This is a genomic window from Glycomyces sp. NPDC050141, from assembly GCF_055586545.1.
Map to the genome: position 1 here is coordinate 25,615 of NZ_JBVJHZ010000041.1, position 15,492 is coordinate 41,106.

The 15,492-nt window shown below is 68.4% G+C and carries 19 protein-coding genes and 1 pseudogene; 3 read left to right on the forward strand and 17 right to left on the reverse strand.

Annotated elements, in window-relative coordinates:
* Positions 1-89: 89 nt before the first annotated feature.
* Positions 90-1,496, forward strand: a complete 1,407-nt coding sequence (locus ACZ60M_RS20905; protein ID WP_465420476.1) for an ATP-binding protein — start codon at positions 90-92, stop codon at positions 1,494-1,496.
* Here ACZ60M_RS20905 and ACZ60M_RS20910 read toward each other — a convergent pair whose 3' ends face one another.
* Genes ACZ60M_RS20910 through ACZ60M_RS20925 form a run of 4 tightly spaced genes read right to left on the reverse strand, consistent with a single transcriptional unit; the run spans position 1,497 to position 5,748 of the window.
* Entirely contained in the window at positions 1,497-2,390 is an 894-nt protein-coding gene (locus tag ACZ60M_RS20910) for a carbohydrate ABC transporter permease (protein WP_465420478.1), read from the reverse strand. It abuts the gene before it with no gap.
* Between the two features lie 8 nt (positions 2,391-2,398).
* Complete coding sequence (locus ACZ60M_RS20915; protein WP_465420480.1) at positions 2,399-3,322, reverse strand: carbohydrate ABC transporter permease; 924 nt, start codon at positions 3,320-3,322, stop codon at positions 2,399-2,401.
* A gap of 30 nt (positions 3,323-3,352) precedes the next feature.
* Positions 3,353-4,759 (reverse strand): N-acetylglucosamine/diacetylchitobiose ABC transporter substrate-binding protein, encoded by a 1,407-nt coding sequence (gene ngcE / locus ACZ60M_RS20920; protein ID WP_465420482.1) that lies wholly within the window; start codon positions 4,757-4,759, stop codon positions 3,353-3,355.
* A 56-nt stretch (positions 4,760-4,815) separates the two neighbouring features.
* Positions 4,816-5,748, reverse strand: a complete 933-nt coding sequence (locus tag ACZ60M_RS20925) for a MurR/RpiR family transcriptional regulator (protein ID WP_465420484.1) — start codon at positions 5,746-5,748, stop codon at positions 4,816-4,818.
* Between the two features lie 136 nt (positions 5,749-5,884).
* On the opposite strand from ACZ60M_RS20925, the gene ACZ60M_RS20930 reads away from it, so the two are divergent.
* Positions 5,885-6,838: an N-acetylglucosamine kinase gene (locus ACZ60M_RS20930; RefSeq protein WP_465420486.1), complete on the forward strand. Its 954-nt coding sequence runs from the start codon at positions 5,885-5,887 to the stop codon at positions 6,836-6,838.
* Between the two features lie 60 nt (positions 6,839-6,898).
* Here ACZ60M_RS20930 and murQ read toward each other — a convergent pair.
* Positions 6,899-7,762: pseudogene (gene murQ, locus ACZ60M_RS20935) on the reverse strand (N-acetylmuramic acid 6-phosphate etherase); the annotation flags it as partial.
* Positions 7,763-7,864: 102 nt separating this feature from the next.
* Between murQ and ACZ60M_RS20940 the strand changes: the two are divergent.
* Positions 7,865-8,746 carry a MurR/RpiR family transcriptional regulator gene (locus tag ACZ60M_RS20940; RefSeq protein WP_465420488.1) on the forward strand — a complete coding sequence of 294 codons (882 nt, stop codon included), beginning with the start codon at positions 7,865-7,867 and terminating at the stop codon, positions 8,744-8,746.
* Between the two features lie 55 nt (positions 8,747-8,801).
* Here ACZ60M_RS20940 and ACZ60M_RS20945 read toward each other — a convergent pair whose 3' ends face one another.
* The 12 genes from ACZ60M_RS20945 to rplP form a co-directional block, all read right to left on the reverse strand.
* Positions 8,802-9,497, reverse strand: a complete 696-nt coding sequence (locus tag ACZ60M_RS20945) for a GH25 family lysozyme (protein ID WP_465420517.1) — start codon at positions 9,495-9,497, stop codon at positions 8,802-8,804.
* 213 nt (positions 9,498-9,710) lie between these two features.
* The gene (locus tag ACZ60M_RS20950; RefSeq protein WP_465420489.1) at positions 9,711-11,501 is read right to left on the reverse strand and encodes a glycoside hydrolase family 3 protein; all 1,791 of its coding nucleotides are present in this window, start codon (positions 11,499-11,501) and stop codon (positions 9,711-9,713) included.
* 136 nt (positions 11,502-11,637) lie between these two features.
* Positions 11,638-12,033 carry a 50S ribosomal protein L18 gene (rplR, locus tag ACZ60M_RS20955; RefSeq protein WP_465420491.1) on the reverse strand — a complete coding sequence of 132 codons (396 nt, stop codon included), beginning with the start codon at positions 12,031-12,033 and terminating at the stop codon, positions 11,638-11,640.
* Positions 12,033-12,572 carry a 50S ribosomal protein L6 gene (rplF, locus tag ACZ60M_RS20960; protein ID WP_465420493.1) on the reverse strand — a complete coding sequence of 180 codons (540 nt, stop codon included), beginning with the start codon at positions 12,570-12,572 and terminating at the stop codon, positions 12,033-12,035. Before rplF ends, rplR begins: the two co-directional genes overlap by 1 nt.
* 15 nt (positions 12,573-12,587) lie before the next feature.
* Positions 12,588-12,995, reverse strand: coding sequence for a 30S ribosomal protein S8 (gene rpsH, locus ACZ60M_RS20965; RefSeq protein ID WP_465420494.1), 408 nt, complete (start codon positions 12,993-12,995; stop codon positions 12,588-12,590).
* 117 nt (positions 12,996-13,112) lie between these two features.
* A complete protein-coding gene (locus ACZ60M_RS20970) occupies positions 13,113-13,298 on the reverse strand; it encodes a type Z 30S ribosomal protein S14 (protein WP_030155111.1) in 186 nt (61 codons plus the stop codon).
* Entirely contained in the window at positions 13,298-13,867 is a 570-nt protein-coding gene (gene rplE, locus ACZ60M_RS20975; protein WP_465420497.1) for a 50S ribosomal protein L5, read from the reverse strand. The genes ACZ60M_RS20970 and rplE overlap by 1 nt, the downstream gene beginning before the upstream one ends.
* Positions 13,867-14,181 carry a 50S ribosomal protein L24 gene (gene rplX, locus ACZ60M_RS20980; RefSeq protein ID WP_465420499.1) on the reverse strand — a complete coding sequence of 105 codons (315 nt, stop codon included), beginning with the start codon at positions 14,179-14,181 and terminating at the stop codon, positions 13,867-13,869. Before rplX ends, rplE begins: the two co-directional genes overlap by 1 nt.
* Positions 14,182-14,184: 3 nt before the next feature.
* The gene (rplN, locus tag ACZ60M_RS20985) at positions 14,185-14,550 is read right to left on the reverse strand and encodes a 50S ribosomal protein L14 (protein ID WP_387971890.1); all 366 of its coding nucleotides are present in this window, start codon (positions 14,548-14,550) and stop codon (positions 14,185-14,187) included.
* Between the two features lie 12 nt (positions 14,551-14,562).
* Positions 14,563-14,832, reverse strand: coding sequence for a 30S ribosomal protein S17 (gene rpsQ, locus ACZ60M_RS20990; RefSeq protein WP_392961440.1), 270 nt, complete (start codon positions 14,830-14,832; stop codon positions 14,563-14,565).
* Positions 14,829-15,062, reverse strand: a complete 234-nt coding sequence (gene rpmC, locus ACZ60M_RS20995; RefSeq protein WP_392961443.1) for a 50S ribosomal protein L29 — start codon at positions 15,060-15,062, stop codon at positions 14,829-14,831. Before rpmC ends, rpsQ begins: the two co-directional genes overlap by 4 nt.
* A 2-nt stretch (positions 15,063-15,064) precedes the next feature.
* A complete protein-coding gene (gene rplP, locus ACZ60M_RS21000) occupies positions 15,065-15,490 on the reverse strand; it encodes a 50S ribosomal protein L16 (protein ID WP_136528409.1) in 426 nt (141 codons plus the stop codon).
* Between the last annotated feature and the right edge of the window lie 2 nt (positions 15,491-15,492).

Genomic DNA, 15,492 nt, shown 5'->3' on the forward strand with positions numbered 1-15,492 from the left:
GAGAAAGAGTATAGATTCTGGTACTCTCTCATCTGAGAGTACCAATAATGTGAGTACCAGAATCTATACTCTTCTCGAGGTGCGGCTTCATGGACTTCTACGGACGCAAGCGCGAGCTCGCCCAGCTGGGAAAGTGGTACAGCGCCGCTGAGCGGGGGCCGGGGCAGTGCCTCATCGTGCGCGGACGCCGCCGGGTCGGGAAGTCGCGGCTCATCGAGGAGTTCGTGCGGGGCCTTGACGCTCCGTCGATGTTCTTCACCGCGTCGAACCTCTCGGCCGTCCAGGAGCTGGGGAACTTCACGCAGGCGGTGCTCGCCTCCGATCTGCCCGAGGCCGACTCGTTCGGGGAGGCGCCCTCCTCCTGGGACAACGCGCTGCGGCTGCTCGCGCAGCTGCTTCCCGCCGACCGGCCGAGCGTGGTCGTGCTCGACGAACTCCCCTATCTGACCCGGCATGTCGAGGGGTTCGAGGGGAGCCTGCAGACGGTCTGGGACCGGATCATGTCCCGCAAGCCCGTACTGCTGCTGCTCGTCGGGTCGGACCTGTCGATCATGGAGGCGCTCAACACCTATGACCGGCCGTTCTACCAGCGCGGGAACCCGGTGCTCATCGAGCCGCTGACCGTCTCCGACGTCCAGGAGATGACCGGACTGCCGCCCGCGCAGGCGATCGACGCCCGCCTGGTCACCGGCGGGATGCCGCGCCTGTGCGTGCAGTGGCCGCGCGGAGCGAACCTGGAGCAGTTCCTGGGGCAGGCGCTGGCCGACCCGGCCGATCCGTTCATCACCTCGGGCGAACTGGCGATCGGCGGCGAGTACCCTCCCGACACGCATGCGCCGCAGGTACTTTCGGCGATCGCTTCCGGCGAGCGCACTTTCGGGTCGATCCTCGCCGACCTCGACATCAGCCGGATGACGCTCTCGCGGTCGCTCGACAAACTGGCTGAGAAGGGCGCGATCGCCGCCGAGCTGCCGCTCTCGACGAAGCCGTCGAAGGAGACCCGCTACCGGATCACCGATCCGTACCTGCGGTTCTGGCTGCACCTGCTGCAGCCGGTGCTCGGCATGGTGCAGCGCGGGAGGGGCGACAGGGCGGTTAAGCGGATCTTGACCGGCTGGCCCGCCTGGCGGGGGCGGGCGGTCGAGCCGCTGGTGCGCGAGTCCTTGGCGCGCTTGGCTCCCGATGCGGACTGGGCGGACCCGGAGAGCACGGTCGAAGCGGGCGGCTTCTGGACCCGCTCGAACGACGTCGAGATCGACCTCGTCGGCGCCGACCGCAGCCCGATCGCCAAGCGCATCGGCTACCTCGGGTCGGTGAAGTGGCATGAGACTGCCCCCATCGCCCGCAAGGACTTCACCGCTCTCGCGGCCGTCGCGGCCCGCGTGCCCGGGGCGACCGCCGAGACGCCGCTGATCGGCGTCTCGCGGGCCCGTAGCGAACTCGGCCCCTGGTCGGCGGTGTACTCGGCCGAAGACCTCGTCGAGGCCTGGCGCTAGCTACTTGATGGCGCCTGCTGTCAGGCCTGCCTGGATCTGGCGTTGGAAGAGGACGTAGGCGATGAAGATGGGGATCATGGCGAGGATCGTGCCGGCGAAGAGGGCTCCGGAGTCGCCTTCGTAGCCCTGGCGGAGGGCGAGGTTGGCGAGGCCCTGGGAGATCATGGCGTCTTCGGGGTTGCGGCCCAGCAGGACCAGCGGGAGCAGGAACTGGTTCCACTGGCCGATGACGTTGAAGATCGTGATGGCGACGAGCCCGGGTTTGGCCATCGGCAGCATGACCTGGAAGAACAGGCGGTAGTGCCCGGCGCCGTCCACGACCGCGGCCTCGGCGACTCCCGTTGGGAGCGTTCGGAAGAACGCGGTCAGAAAGAAGACCGTGAACGGCAGCGAGTAGGCGATGTAGACGATCACCAGGCCGGTGTAGGTGTTCAGCAGCGCCACGTTCTGCAGGGTCTTGAACAGCGGGAACAGGGCCAGGAAGACGGGGAACATCATCCCGGCGGCGAACCCGAAGTAGATGACGCGGTTGCCGGGGAACTCGTAGCGGGCCAGCACGTACGCGGCCATGGCGCCCAGCAGCATCGTGCCGGTGACGCTGAAGACCAGCACCTGCACCGTGTTGAGGAAGTAGCCGCCGATGTTGCCGTTGGTCCAGGCGTTCACGTAGTTCGCCCAGTGCAGCGCCTCGGGCAGGCCGAGCGGGTCGGTGGCGATCTCCCGCGTGGTCTTGAACGAGGACAGGACGATCCAGGCCACGGGGATGATGACCATGAGCGCCCACAGCCACAGGAAGCCCTGCGAGAAGACGTTGAGCACGTTGCCTTCGGGGCGCGGGGCGCGCTGCGGGGTCCGCGCGGGGGCGTCCTGGGAAGTCTCGGTGTCGGTTGCCATGTCGCTCCTCAGAACTCGATCCGCTCGCGGCGGCCGAACCGCAGCGACACGACCGCCAAGGACAGGGCGGCGAAGAACAGGACCACGCCGAGCGCCGACGCGAACGCCTGCTCGCCGTGGTTGAACGCGTACTTCCAGATGACGCCGCCGACCACTTCGCTCGCCGCGTTCGGGCCGCCGCGCTCGGGGGTCATCATGTAGATGAGGACGAAGACGTCCAGCGCCACGATGGAGAGGTAGATCCACGCGGTCTGCACCGAGTCCCACAACAGCGGCAGCGTGATCTTGAAGAACATCTGCGCGCGCCCGGCGCCGTCGATGATCGCCGCCTCGTACAGGTCGCGCGGGATCGAGGCCATCGCCGAGGAGAAGAACACCAGGTAGAACCCGACCGCGCTCCACACGAGCACCCCGATCACGGACGCGAGCACGAGCCGCGTGTCGGCGAGGAACCCGTTGACCGGGGCCGGAAGCCCAACGGCCGTAAGGGCACCGGTGATGAGCCCGCCGAAGTTCTCAGGGGCGTACACCTGCTTCCACAGGATGCCGATGATCGCCACCGACAGGACCTGCGGGAAGAAGTACACGACCTTGTGGAACCTGGCCCCGCGCACGCCCTCGATGCGGCCCTGGCGGACCTTCCCGCCGAGGTTGAGCATGAACGCGAAGAACAGCCCCAGCGCGATCGTCACCACGGGCAGCACCACCAGGATGATCCCGGTGTGCCGCAGCGCGGGCAGGACGAGCCGCTCGTCCTTGAACAGGTTCGCGTAGTTGTCGAACCCGATGTACTCGAACGAGTTCGACGACCCCGACCAGTCGGTCAGGGAGATCTGGAAGGCCTGGGCGAACGGCAGGATCACCAGCCAGGCGTACAGCCCCACCGGCAAAGCCAGGAAGCTCAGGATGAACGGGTACCTGCCGTGCTTCACAGCCCAGGCCCTCCTCTCGAATAGCCGGGACTAGTCCTCGTGGGTGAACTTCTCGATGGTGTCGTCGGCGGCGGTCTCGTCCGCGACCGTCTGCATCCGCTCGATGAACTCCTCGGGCGTCGCCTCGGCGTTGATGAGCTGGCCGAGCGCGGGCCGCACCTCCTCGTTCATCTTCGTGTACCAGAAGCGGAACTTCGGCTGGAACATGTCGTCCGGATTGGACACCAGCGCGTCCGTCATCTTCGCGGCCTCGTTCTCGAGCGCCACGCCCTTGACCACCGTGGCGGCCTGCACGGTGTCGGCGAAGATCTGCGAGCCCTCCTGGGAGAGCATGATCCGCAGGTACTCGTAGGCGCCGGCGAGGTTCGTCGCGTTCTTCGGCACCACGAACGGCTCCTCGCCGCCCGCGCTGATCAGCCCCGGCTGCGCGCTGCCCGCCAATGCCGGCACGCCCATCGGCGCGTACTCGAAGCCCTCCGGGGCGATCGCCTTCTGCTCGTTGGGAAGCCACGACCCGCACGGCAGGAACGCGGCCTCGTTGTTGTTGAACGCCGTCTGCGACTGGATGTGGTCGATGCCCGCGCTGCCCTCGAGGAGGTACCCGGCCTTGCCGAGGTCGTACATCGCCTGGGCCGCCAGCGCCACCGACTCGTGGCCCCAGGCGCCTTCCTTGAGGTTGTCGATGTCCTTGAGGACCTGGACGCCGCCGTGGCGCCCGGCGAGCATGAGGAACATGTCGTACAGGTAGACCGGGTGCTGCCCGGCGTACGTCCACGGCGCGATCCCGGCGGCCTGGATGGTCGGGCAGAGCGCGAGCATCTCGTCCCACGTGGTCGGCGGGGTCCAGCCCTGGTCGCGGAAGAGCTTGGCGTCGTACCAGATCGTCCACGCGCTGAACACGTAGTTGAGGGCGTAGACCTTGCCGTTGAACGTGCCCGATTCGAGCACGCCGTCGCGGAGGGTGTCGCGGACGGTGACCGCGGGGTCGTCGTAGGACGGGGCGTCGAGCAGCGGCGTGAGCTCGGCGAGCTCGCCGTCGCTGACGAGGGCGTCCATCGGGATCTGCTGGGCGCCTGAGTTGTCGAGGACGTCGGCGGGCTTGCCTTCGGCGAAGCGCGGCTGCTGGGTCTCGGCGATCGCCTGCGTGGCGAGGTGCTCGACGTCGGCGTCGGGGAAGGCGCGGTTGTAGATCTCCTGGTGGGAGATGGCGTAGTCCTGGCCGAAGCCGCCGTCGAAGATGACGACGTCCAAGGGCGCCTTGGGGTCGACGCCGAAGGGGTTCTCGGCGTCCTCCCCCACGGTGACCTCTTCGTTGTCGCCGTCCCCGCCGCTGGTGGCGCACGCCGCCAGCGAGGAGGCCGCGAGCCCGGCCGCGGTGGCGCCGAACAGGTTGCGGCGGTTGAACATCGGGTGCTTGTCGGCTGGCGTGTTCCTCATGGTCGCTCCTTCAAGGGGTAGCAGGTTGGGCATGACCGCTGTGGACGGCGGGAGGGTCAGCTCGCTCCGTTCCGGGGCTTTCGGGTCGGCCGGTGGCCGACGACAGCTCGGGCCCGTGACTCCAGGGCTTCGAGGGCTGCGGGGAAGCGCCGCTGCGCGACCGCGATGTGGACGAGGTCGGCGACGAGCAGCGCGGAGTGCCGGGACGCGAGCAGGTCGGCGCGGTGGCCGGTGCGGGTGGTGGCCGAGACGAGGCAGATGTCGGCGATCTCGGCGAGGTCTGAGTCGGCGTCGCCGGTGAGGGCGACGGTGAGGGCGCCGCGGCTGTCGGCCTCCGAGAGCATCTCGATGACCTCGGCCGTGGAGCCGGAGAGGGAGACGGCGAAGGCGATGTCGCCCTCACCGAGGAGGGCGGCGCTGGCGAGGGCGTCGTGGACTTCGGTCCAGACCCAGGCGGCGACGCCGGTGCGGTAGAAGCCCATCTGGAGTTCGCGGGCGACGGTGGCGCTGGTGCCGACGCCGTAGACGTCGACGCGGCGGGCGGCGCAGACGCGGGCGGCGACGCGTTCGACGGCGTCGAGGTCGAGGGTGTCCACAGTGTCGCGGAGCATCGCCGCGTCGATGGTGATGAGCTGCTTCAACACCCGGTCGAGGGGGTCGGAGGGGGCGATCTCCTGGCCGATGTTGACGTCCCAGCCGGTCTCGCGGCGGGCGGAGGCGCGTCCCGTTTCGGTTGCGATTGCAACCCTGAGGGCTGCGTAACCGTCATATCCGAGATGGCGGCAGAATCGTGTGATGGTTCCTGGGGAGGTACCGGAGATCTCGGCGAGGTCCATGATCGTGGCCCGCGCCGCGGCTTCGGGGTCGGCCAGTACCTGGTCGGCCACTTTCGACATGGCTTCGGACAGTTCGCTGGCGCCGTGGCGGATCCGTTCGAGGACTCCGGCCGCGGCGGGGGTGCTGGGTGCATCTGGGCTGGTTCGCTCCATTGGCATCCCCTTCGGGAGGTGGATGCAAGAAAAACTATTACCTGTGCCACACTCGTGTCAAGTTCATGAGAATTATTTTTACTGGTTTGCACCGAAGGCGGATACTGCTGGTATCGCAAGGAGCGGGGACCCCAACATGCACGCAAGACTCGCCGTCGGCCTCGACGCCGGCGGGACCAGCAGCCGCGCCGTCCTCATCGACGAGACCGGCGCGGTGCTCGGCACCGGCGCTTCCGGACCGGCCAACCCGGTCGGCGGCGACCGGGAGATCGCGCTGTCCAACATGGCCCTCGCGTTCCAGCGGGCCCTCGGCGGCATCGACCCGGCCGAGGTCGGCTCGGTCTGCGTCGGCACGGCCGGAGCGCTCTCCCTCACCGAGGAGGTGCGCGAACTCTCCGCGGACCTCAAGCGGCGCTTCGCGACCAACTGCGAGGTCCAGGTCGTCTCGGACGCGGTGATCGCGTTCGCGGCCGGATCGTCCGCACCTGACGGCACCGTGGTCGTCTCGGGCACCGGCGCGGTGGCGTTCGCGATCCGCGACCGCGCGCCGGACATGCGCTCGGACGGCTACGGCTGGCTCTTCGGCGACGCCGGATCGGGCTTCTGGCTCGGCCGCGAGGCCGTGCGCGCCGCCCTGCGGCACATCGACGGCAACGGCCCCGGCGGGCGGCTCGTCGAGGCGATCATCGCCGCCATCGCGCCCGACAAGCGGCGCTCGGGTGCGTTGGTGGCCAAGTGCATGGCGGACCCGCCCGTGCGCCTCTCGCGCTTCTCCGCGCTCGTGTGCGAGGCCGCGGACGGCGGCGACCCGGTCGCCGAGTCGATCGTGGCGAGGGCCGTCGGGCACCTCGCCGAATCGGTGTCGTACGTCGTCGACCGCGAACTGCCGATCGTCATGGCGGGCAGCCTCCTCACCCGCCCCACCCCGATCGCCGCGCTGCTCCAGGAGCGGTTCCGGCTCGTCTATCCCAAGGCGGGCATCAGCAAGGCCACCGACCCGGCGATCGGAGCGGCCTGGATGGCCGCCAGCGTCTTCGTCACCGACCCCGAGGCGAGAGTGCGGCTCCACCGCCAGCTCGCCTGGCGGTAAGTCCCTCAGCGCGCCCGAGAGGCGGCCCTCGGCCGCTTCCAGGCGGGCTTTCGCCTCTGCCGCTTCGATACCGAGTTCGAGCATGACGACCGCGGTCTTGACGTGCTCGCCCGAGGCGGCCAGGGCCGCCTCCGCCGCCTCGGCGTCGGCTCCGGTGATCTCGCGGATCATGCGGACCGCCCGCGCGGCCAGCTTCGAGTTCGCGACCCGCATGTCCACCATGTAGTTCCGGTAGACCTTCCCCAAGCGCACCATGCTGATCGTCGAGATCATGTTCAGCACGAACTTCTGCGCCGTGCCCGACTTCAGCCGCGTCGAACCGGCCACGACCTCCGGCCCGACCTCGACCTCGATGCGGTGCTCGGCCACCGCCGACAGGAGCGTGCCCGTGTTGCACGACAACCCGACAGTGAGCGCACCGCGCCGCCGGGCCTCCTCGACCGCCGCGACCACGAACGGGGTCCGCCCGCTCGCGGCCAGGCCCACCACCGCGTCCTCCGGGCCGATGCCCTCGGCCGCCATCGCCGCGACCCCCGCGGCCGCGTCGTCCTCGGTGCCTTCCACCGCACCGCCTTCGGCCGCTTTACCGCCCGCGATGACCGCCTTCACCAGCTCGGGGTCGGTCGAGAACGTCGGCGGGCACTCGGCCGCGTCCATGACCGCCATCCGCCCGGCCGTCCCGGCCCCCACGTACCGCAGCCGCCCGCCCTTCGCGAGCCGCTCGGCCACGGCGTCGATCGCGGCGGCCACCTCGGGGAGCACCGCGGCGACGGCGGCGGGCACGCTCGCGTCGGCCTCGTTCATGGTGCGCGCCAAGTCGAGTGTCGAGAGCGCCTCGATCCCGGCGTACCGGGGATCGGCCTGCTCGGTTGCCAACGCGGCCAGCTGGGTGCGCGCCTCCAGGCGCTCGGTCGTCTCACTCACAGTTGCGAGCCTAGCGCAATGAAATGAATTTTCATCCCACCGGTTAGGAATGAAGAATCGCGCCGCACCATGCCCGGCCCTCCGCAGGTGTACGGTGTCGTCATGCCTGCCAGCCGCACCGACACGCCCAACCTCCTGGTGCTCATCAAGTCCGTCCTGCCTTCGCTCTCGAAGGCGGAGACCAAGGTCGCCCAAGAGATCATCCGCGAGCCCGAGGCCGCCTCGACCCGGACGATCACCGAACTCGCCCGCGCCGCCGGGACCTCCGAGGCCACCGTGGTGCGGTTCTGCCGCTCCCTCGGCCTCGCCGGGCACCGTGAGCTTCGCATGCGCGCCGCACAGGCCGTCATCGGCACCGGCGACGGCCCGGACCGCGAGATCGCGGGCGGCGACATCCCCACGGGCGCCGACATGTCCCGCATCATCGCCACCGTCTCGTACGCCGACGTCGGCGCGATCACCGACACCGCCAACGCCCTCGACACGGCCGCTTGCGAAGCGGCCGTAGCGGCCCTCGCCGCCGCCGGGCGCATCGACGTCTTCGGCGTCGAGGCCTCCGGGATCGTCGCCGCCGACCTCGTCAAGAAGCTCCACCGCATCGGTGCGACCGCGTTCTCCTGGCCCGACGTGCACGCCGCGCTCGTCGCCACCGCGCTCGCGGGCCCCAAGGACGTCGCCGTCGCGATCTCCCACTCCGGGGCCACGACCGAGACCGTCGAGTTCCTCGAATCGGCCCGCGACAGGGAGGCGGTCACGATCGCCATCACCAACCACGCGCGCTCGCCCCTCGCCAAGGCCGCCAACCTCGTCCTCACCACCGCCGCCCGCGAGACCACGTTCCGCTCGGGCGCGACAGTCAGCCGGATCGCCCAGCTCATGGTCGTCGACTGCCTCTTCGTAGGTGTCGCCGCCAAGCAGCGCAAGCGGACCGCGAAAGCCCTCGCCGCTACAGCGGCAGCGGTATCAGGCCGCCAACGCGCCTGAACACGCCGGACGGCGGGGGCCCACCAGGCCCCCGCCGTCCGGTGTGGGTGCGGGATTACGTGTTGTTGGCGAGGGCCAGCAGGCGGTCCCTCGCGCCGTTGAAGTGGTCGCGGTCGACGTTGCCGGAGATGCCCGAGACCGAGCCGGTCGCGGTGTACTGCCAGAACGTCCAGGTCGTCGAGCTCCAGCCCGCCGGGAGCGTCGGGGTCGTGGCGCCCCAGTGGGCGATCCACAGCGGACTCTTCGAGGCCATGCCCGTCCACGAGCCGGTGCACGAGTTCCACCACGAAGCGGTCGTATAGATGACCACGTCCCGGCCGGTGCGCGTCTTGTACCGGTTGTAGAAGTCGGTGATCCACGTGCGCATCTGGGTGGTGGTCAGGCCGTAGCAGGCCGCGCCCGAGGGCGGGGCCTCCAGGTCGACCGCGCCGGGCAGCGTCAGGTTGTCCGCCGACCACGCGCCGCCGTTGCTGGCGAAGTAGTCCGCCTGCGCGGTGCCGCTGGAGGAGTTCGGGCGGGCGAAGTGGTACGCGCCGCGGATGACGCCGGCCGCGTGCGCCGCCGGGTAGTTCGTGTTGAACCGCGGGTCCTTGTAGGTGGTGCCCTCGGTGGCCTTGATGTAGGCCCACTGGACGCCGGAGTTGCGCACCGAGGTCCAGTTGATCGCGCCCTGGTAGTTCGAGACGTCGATCCCGGCGGTGCGCGTCTGCGCCTGCGCCGGGCTCGCGACGGCGAGTCCGGCGGCGGTCAGGACGGCGGCCGCGAAGAGCACGACGGCGGCCCGGAGGCCGCTCCGAGAGGGTTTTCTGAGGGTGGGGAAGAGGGTCACTTTTACTCCCTGCTTGTGAGGAGATCAGTGGATTGGGAGGAGTGCACGGTTTTGCACCCGGAACCCAGTATGAAGATAAGCTCCACAGAGAGTCAAGCGTGTGAAAATAACTTTCTACTACGCGAGCATGAACGACTACGTGTAGTTCAGGCCGTGCCCGAACGCGAACACGGTCGTGCCGTCCGCACCGGGCACGTCGACCGGGAGCGTTCCGGTCGGGTTGAGCGCTCCGGTGACGACCTTCGCCAGGGACGCAAGGGAAACGGCCGTGTACGAATAGGAGGCCAGGCTCGCGTTCACCGCGCTGTGCCGGGCCGCGTCGTAGGGCGTGCCGACGGCGGCGGTCACGACCGGGACGCCGGTCTTCACGAGCTCGGCGACCAGCTTCGCCTGCGCGCCACCGGCTTCCACGTTGAAGGTCGAGACGACGACGAGCCCCCGGCCCTTCGCGGCCTCCACGGCGGCCTTGATCTGGTCCGTGTCGGGCTCTTCGCCGGTGACGAGCGTTTCCGCTTGCAAGCCTTCGGTGTTGAGGGCTTCGGTCAGGCGGGCGGTGGTGTTCTCGCCCCAACCGGTGACAAGGACCTTGCCGGTCTTGAACGGCAGCGTCCCGTCGTTGGCGAGCAGCGTGATCGAGCGGTCGGCGATGTCAGTAGCGACCGCCTGGTGCTCGGCCGAGCCGACCACGCCGGTCCCAGCGGGATCGGTCCCTGAGTCGTCGACGATGCCCCGCGCGAACTTGAGCGCCAGCAGGCGCCGCACGGAAGCGTCGATGCGCTCCTCGGTCAGCTCACCTGAAGCGACGGCGGCGAGCACCGACTCGTACGCGAGCGGGAAATCAGGCGGCATGAGCAGCATGTCCACCCCGGCCTGCAGCGCCATCACCGGCACCCGCTCGTCCCCGTACTCGGAGCGGACCCCTTCCATCTCAAGGGAATCGGTGACGATGACGCCCTCGAAGCCGAGCCGCTCGCGCAGCAGGCCCGTGAGGATCGGCGCCGACAGCGTGGCGGGCTTCAGCGAGTCGTCGAGCGCCGGGAACTGCAGGTGCCCCGACATGACCATGTCGGTCCCGGCCGCGATCGCGGCCGTGAACGGCGGGGCGTCGATCCGCTCCCACTCCTCGGCGGTGTGCGTGATGACCGGCAGGCCCAGGTGGCTGTCCGTGCCCGTGTCGCCGTGGCCCGGGAAGTGCTTGGCGGACACCGCGACTCCCCCGGCCTGGTAGCCGCCGGTCTGCGCGGTCGTGAACTCGGCGACGAGCGCCGGGTCGGAACTGAAGGACCGCACCCCGATCACGGGGTTCTGAGGGTCCACGTTCACGTCGGCGTCCGGCGCGAAGTTGAGGTTCAGGCCCATGGCGCGCAGCTCGGTGCCCGCCGCCTCGGCCGCCTGGTTCGCGGCCTCGACGTCCCGGGTCGCGCCCAGCGGCATCGCCCCGGGGAACTGCGTCGCGGGCGCGCCGATCCGCACCACCGGGCCGTACTCCTGGTCGGTCGCGATGAACAGCGGCACGACCGCAGCGTCCTGGAGGCCGTTCGACAGCGCCACGACCTGGTCAGGATCGTGGAGGCCGTTGGCCCAGTCGAAGTAGATGATCCCGCCGGGCTTGAACTCGGCCACGAACGCTGCGCCGTTGTCCGCCCCGAGCCGCTCGCGGTTCGAGTCGACCGCGTCGGCCTGGTCGGTATCGGCCGTCTCGCCGTGCACGTACACCATGAAGAGCTGGCCGACCTTGTCTTCCAAGGACATCGCCGCCAACTGCTCCTCGACCCAGTCCGGCGTCACCGCCACGGGCTCGTCCGGCTCCTCGTCCTCACCGCGCCGCGACGCCTCGGCGATCACGGCGCCGCCGCCTATGACCGCGAAGGCCCCGGCGACACTCGACACGAGCACGGTCTTGCGGGAGAGTTTCGGCGAACGCACCCGCCCATCCTGGCGCAGCCCCGCCACACCCGCAAGCGCGACCCGCGCCCGGACCCGCCCGAATCACACCCGCATACAACAAAAAGCCGGGAAGGAGCGGATGCTCCTCCCCGGCTTTCAAAGCCGTTCTAAGAACTTAGAACTTGAGGCCGTTCTCGCGGGCGGCGTCGGCCAGGGCCGCAACGCGGCCGTGGTACTTGACGCCACCGCGGTCGAACACGACCGCTTCGACACCGGCGGCCTTGGCACGCTCGGCGACGAGCTTGCCGACCTCGGTCGCCTTCGCGGTCTTGTCGCCCTCGAAGGCGCGCAGACCAGGCTCCACCGTCGACGCGGCGGCCAGCGTACGGCCCGTCACGTCGTCGATGACCTGGGCCACGATGTGCTTCGAGGAGCGGAAGACCGCCAGGCGCGGCTGAGCGGCCGTGCCGGTGATCTTCTTGCGACCACGGAAGTGACGCCGGTTCTTGCCGATCCGGCGACGCTCGGAGACCGAGCCGGACGGGCGGCGGTTTTCGAGTTTGCTCGCCATTACTTACCTGCCTTCCCGGCCTTGCGGCGGATGCGCTCGTCGACGTACTTGACGCCCTTGCCCTTGTAGGGCTCCGGCGGACGCAGACGACGGATGTTCGACGCGACCTGGCCGACGAGCTGCTTGTCGATGCCCTCGACGTGCAGCAGGGTCGGCTTCTCGACCGTGAACGAGATCCCCTCCGGGGCGTCGACCTGGATGGTGTGGGAGAAGCCGAGGCTCATCTCCACGCCCTTGCCCTTGGCGACGGCCCGGTAACCGGTGCCGTTGATCTCGAGGGACTTCTTGTAGCCCTCCGAGACGCCGACGACCAGGTTGTTGACGAGGCTGCGCGCGAGGCCGTGCAGGGCCCGCGACTTGCGCTCGTCGTTGGGGCGGGTGACTTCGAGCGACCCGTCCTCGTTCTTCTCGATGGCGATCGGCTCGGGCAGCTCGATGCTGAGCTGGCCCTTGGGGCCCTTCACGGTCACCGTCGCACCGTCGATCTTGACGTCGACGCCGGAGGGCACCAGAATCGGCTGCTTCCCAATGCGGGACATGCTTATACCCTCCTGCTACCAGACGTAGGCGATGACTTCGCCGCCCACGCCGCGCTTGCGAGCCTGACGGTCCGTCAGCAGGCCCTGGGACGTGGACACGATGGCCACACCCAGGCCGCCGAGGACGCGCGGCAGCTCAGTGGACTTGGCGTAGACCCGCAGGCCCGGCTTGGAGACGCGGCGCAGGCCCGCAAGGGACCGCTCGCGGCGCTCGCCGAACTTCAGGTCGATGACCAAGGTCTTGCCGACTTTGCCCTCTTCAGGGTCCACGACGGTCCACTCGGCGATGTAGCCCTCCTGCTTGAGGACCTCCGCGATGGAGGCCTTCATCTTGGAGTGCGGCATCTTGAGCTGGTCGTGGTACGCCTGGTTGGCGTTCCGCAGACGGGTCAGCATGTCTGCGATCGGGTCGGTCATTGTCATTAGCGTTGTTTACCTTTCTCACCCCGGTTCCCCGCTGCGTCTGCTTCGCAGCCGCGGCAGGGCCTGTGGCGATCGACAGTATTTTTTGGCCGGCGGAGCCGGGCAATAGGCCTGGAGTTACCAGGAAGCCTTGTGGACGCCCGGGAGTTCACCCGCGTGGGCCATGTCGCGCACGCAGACGCGGCACAGGCCGAACTTGCGGTAGACGGCCTTCGGCCGGCCGCACTTCTGGCAGCGGGTGTAGGCGCGCACGGCGAACTTCGGCTTCCGCTTGGCCTTCGCGATGAGGGCTTTCTTCGCCATTAGTCGTTCTCCTTGAACGGGAAGCCGAGCAGCTTCAGGAACGCCCGGCCTTCGTCGTCGGTCTTCGCGGTGGTCACCAGCGTGATGTCCATACCGCGAACCCGGTCGATCTTGTCCTGGTCGATCTCGGGGAACACGCTCTGCTCGGTGAGACCGAAGGTGTAGTTCCCGTTGCCGTCGAACTGCTGGTCCGAGAGACCGCGGAAGTCGCGGATGCGCGGCAGCGCGATCGCCAGGAGGCGGTCGAGGAACTCCCACATGCGGTCGCCGCGGAGGGTGACCTTCGCGCCGATCGCCTGGCCCTCACGCAGCTTGAACTGCGCGATCGACTTCTTCGCCCGGCGGACGAGGGGCTTCTGACCGGTGATGGTCGTCAGGTCCTCGAGCGCGCCGTTGATGAGCTTGGAGTCGCGAGCGGCCTCGCCGACACCCATGTTGACCACGATCTTCGTCAGACCGGGGATCTGGTGGATGTTGACGTACTTGAACTGGTCCTGCAGCGCGGGCCTGATGTCGGACCGGTAGGTCGCCTTCAGACGCGGCTGGATCTTCTCTGCAACGTCAGTCATTACAGGTCCTTACCCGTCCGCTTCGAAACGCGGACCTTGCGGCCGTCCTCGCCGAACCGGTAGCCCACGCGGGTGGGCTGGTTGTCGGCGTCGAGGACCTGCACGTTCGAGATGTGGATCGCGGCTTCCTGCACCACGATGCCACCGGTCCTCGAACCGCGCGCGGTCTGCCCGGCCTTGGTGTGCTTGGTGATGCGGTTGACGCCCTCGACGAGCACGCGCTCGCGCTCGGGGTACGCCTCCAGCACCAGTCCCTCGGCACCCTTGTCCTTGCCTGCGATGACGCGGACTCGGTCGCCCTTCTTGATCTTCATCTCTTACAGCACCTCCGGTGCGAGGGAGATGATCTTCATGAACTGCTTGTCGCGCAGTTCGCGGGCGACCGGCCCGAAGATACGGGTCCCTCGCGGTTCGCCGTCCTTGACGAGGACGGCGGCGTTCTCGTCGAACTTGATGTACGTGCCGTCGGGACGGCGCGTCTCCTTGACCGTGCGAACGATGACGGCCTTGACGACGTCACCCTTCTTCACTCCGGCACCCGGAGTGGCGTCCTTGACGGTGGCCACGATCGTGTCGCCGATACCGGCGTAGCGTCGGCCGGAGCCGCCGAGGACACGGATGCACAGGATCTCCCGCGCACCGGTGTTGTCGGCGACCTTGAGCCGCGACTCTTGCTGAATCACGTCCCGATCCCCCTACTTCGCCTTCTCGAGGATCTCGACGATGCGCCAACGCTTGGACTTGGACAGCGGACGGGTCTCCATGATGGAGACGCGGTCGCCGATCCCGGCCTCGTTGTTCTCGTCGTGAGCCTTGTACTTCTTGTTGGACCGGATGACCTTGCCGTAAAGCGGGTGCTTCTTGCGGTCCTCGACCTCGACGACAGCGGTCTTGTCCATCTTGTCGCCGACGACCATGCCCTCGAGCACCTTGCGTCGGCCGCGAGTCTGAGTTTCCTCGCTCACTTCTCAACCTCCTCGGGCGCGGAGCTGAGACCCAGCCGGCGCTCGTTCATGACGGTGTAGATCCGCGCGATCTCCTTGCGGACCAGACCGAGCTCGTGGTTGTTCTCCAGCTGGCCCGTAGCGTTACGGACCCGCAGGTTGAACAGCTCTTCCTTCTTCTCCACGAGCTTCGCCTGGAGTTCCTTGTCGTTGAGCTCGCGCAGCTCACCGGTGTCGATACCAGTAGCCATGACTACTCACCTGCCCCTTCGCGAGAGACGATGCGGCACTTCATCGGCAGCTTGTGGATCGCACGCTGCAGCGCCTCGTGGGCGATCTCCTCGGTGGGATACGAAAGCTCGAACATGACGCGGCCGGGCTTGACGTTGGCCACCCAGAATTCGGGCGAACCCTTACCGGAACCCTGACGGGTCTCGGCGGGCTTCTTCGTGATCGCACGGTCCGGGAAGATCGTGATCCAGACCTTGCCGCCACGCTTGATGTGGCGGGTCATCGCGATACGCGCGGACTCGATCTGGCGGTTGGTCACGTAGCTGTGCTCCAGCGCCTGGATGCCGTACTCGCCGAAGGAGACCTTCGTGCCGCGAGTGGCCTTGCCCTTGCGCTTCGGAGCGTGAGGCTTCCGGTAACCGCGCGGCGGTTTCCGTGGCATGAGCATGT

Excerpts from the sequence above, each read along its gene's own strand:
- ACZ60M_RS20905 (WP_465420476.1), top strand. The coding sequence starts at position 90 with ATGGACTTCTACGGACGCAAGCGCGAGCTCGCCCAGCTGGGAAAGTGG.
- ACZ60M_RS20910 (WP_465420478.1), bottom strand. The coding sequence starts at position 2,390 with ATGGCAACCGACACCGAGACTTCCCAGGACGCCCCCGCGCGGACCCCG.
- ngcE (WP_465420482.1), bottom strand. The coding sequence starts at position 4,759 with ATGAGGAACACGCCAGCCGACAAGCACCCGATGTTCAACCGCCGCAAC.
- ACZ60M_RS20925 (WP_465420484.1), bottom strand. The coding sequence starts at position 5,748 with ATGGAGCGAACCAGCCCAGATGCACCCAGCACCCCCGCCGCGGCCGGA.
- ACZ60M_RS20930 (WP_465420486.1), top strand. The coding sequence starts at position 5,885 with ATGCACGCAAGACTCGCCGTCGGCCTCGACGCCGGCGGGACCAGCAGC.
- ACZ60M_RS20940 (WP_465420488.1), top strand. The coding sequence starts at position 7,865 with ATGCCTGCCAGCCGCACCGACACGCCCAACCTCCTGGTGCTCATCAAG.
- rplR (WP_465420491.1), bottom strand. The coding sequence starts at position 12,033 with ATGGCGAGCAAACTCGAAAACCGCCGCCCGTCCGGCTCGGTCTCCGAG.
- rplF (WP_465420493.1), bottom strand. The coding sequence starts at position 12,572 with ATGTCCCGCATTGGGAAGCAGCCGATTCTGGTGCCCTCCGGCGTCGAC.
- rpsH (WP_465420494.1), bottom strand. The coding sequence starts at position 12,995 with ATGACAATGACCGACCCGATCGCAGACATGCTGACCCGTCTGCGGAAC.
- ACZ60M_RS20970 (WP_030155111.1), bottom strand. The coding sequence starts at position 13,298 with ATGGCGAAGAAAGCCCTCATCGCGAAGGCCAAGCGGAAGCCGAAGTTC.
- rplE (WP_465420497.1), bottom strand. The coding sequence starts at position 13,867 with ATGACTGACGTTGCAGAGAAGATCCAGCCGCGTCTGAAGGCGACCTAC.
- rplX (WP_465420499.1), bottom strand. The coding sequence starts at position 14,181 with ATGAAGATCAAGAAGGGCGACCGAGTCCGCGTCATCGCAGGCAAGGAC.
- rpmC (WP_392961443.1), bottom strand. The coding sequence starts at position 15,062 with ATGGCTACTGGTATCGACACCGGTGAGCTGCGCGAGCTCAACGACAAG.
- rplP (WP_136528409.1), bottom strand. The coding sequence starts at position 15,490 with ATGCTCATGCCACGGAAACCGCCGCGCGGTTACCGGAAGCCTCACGCT.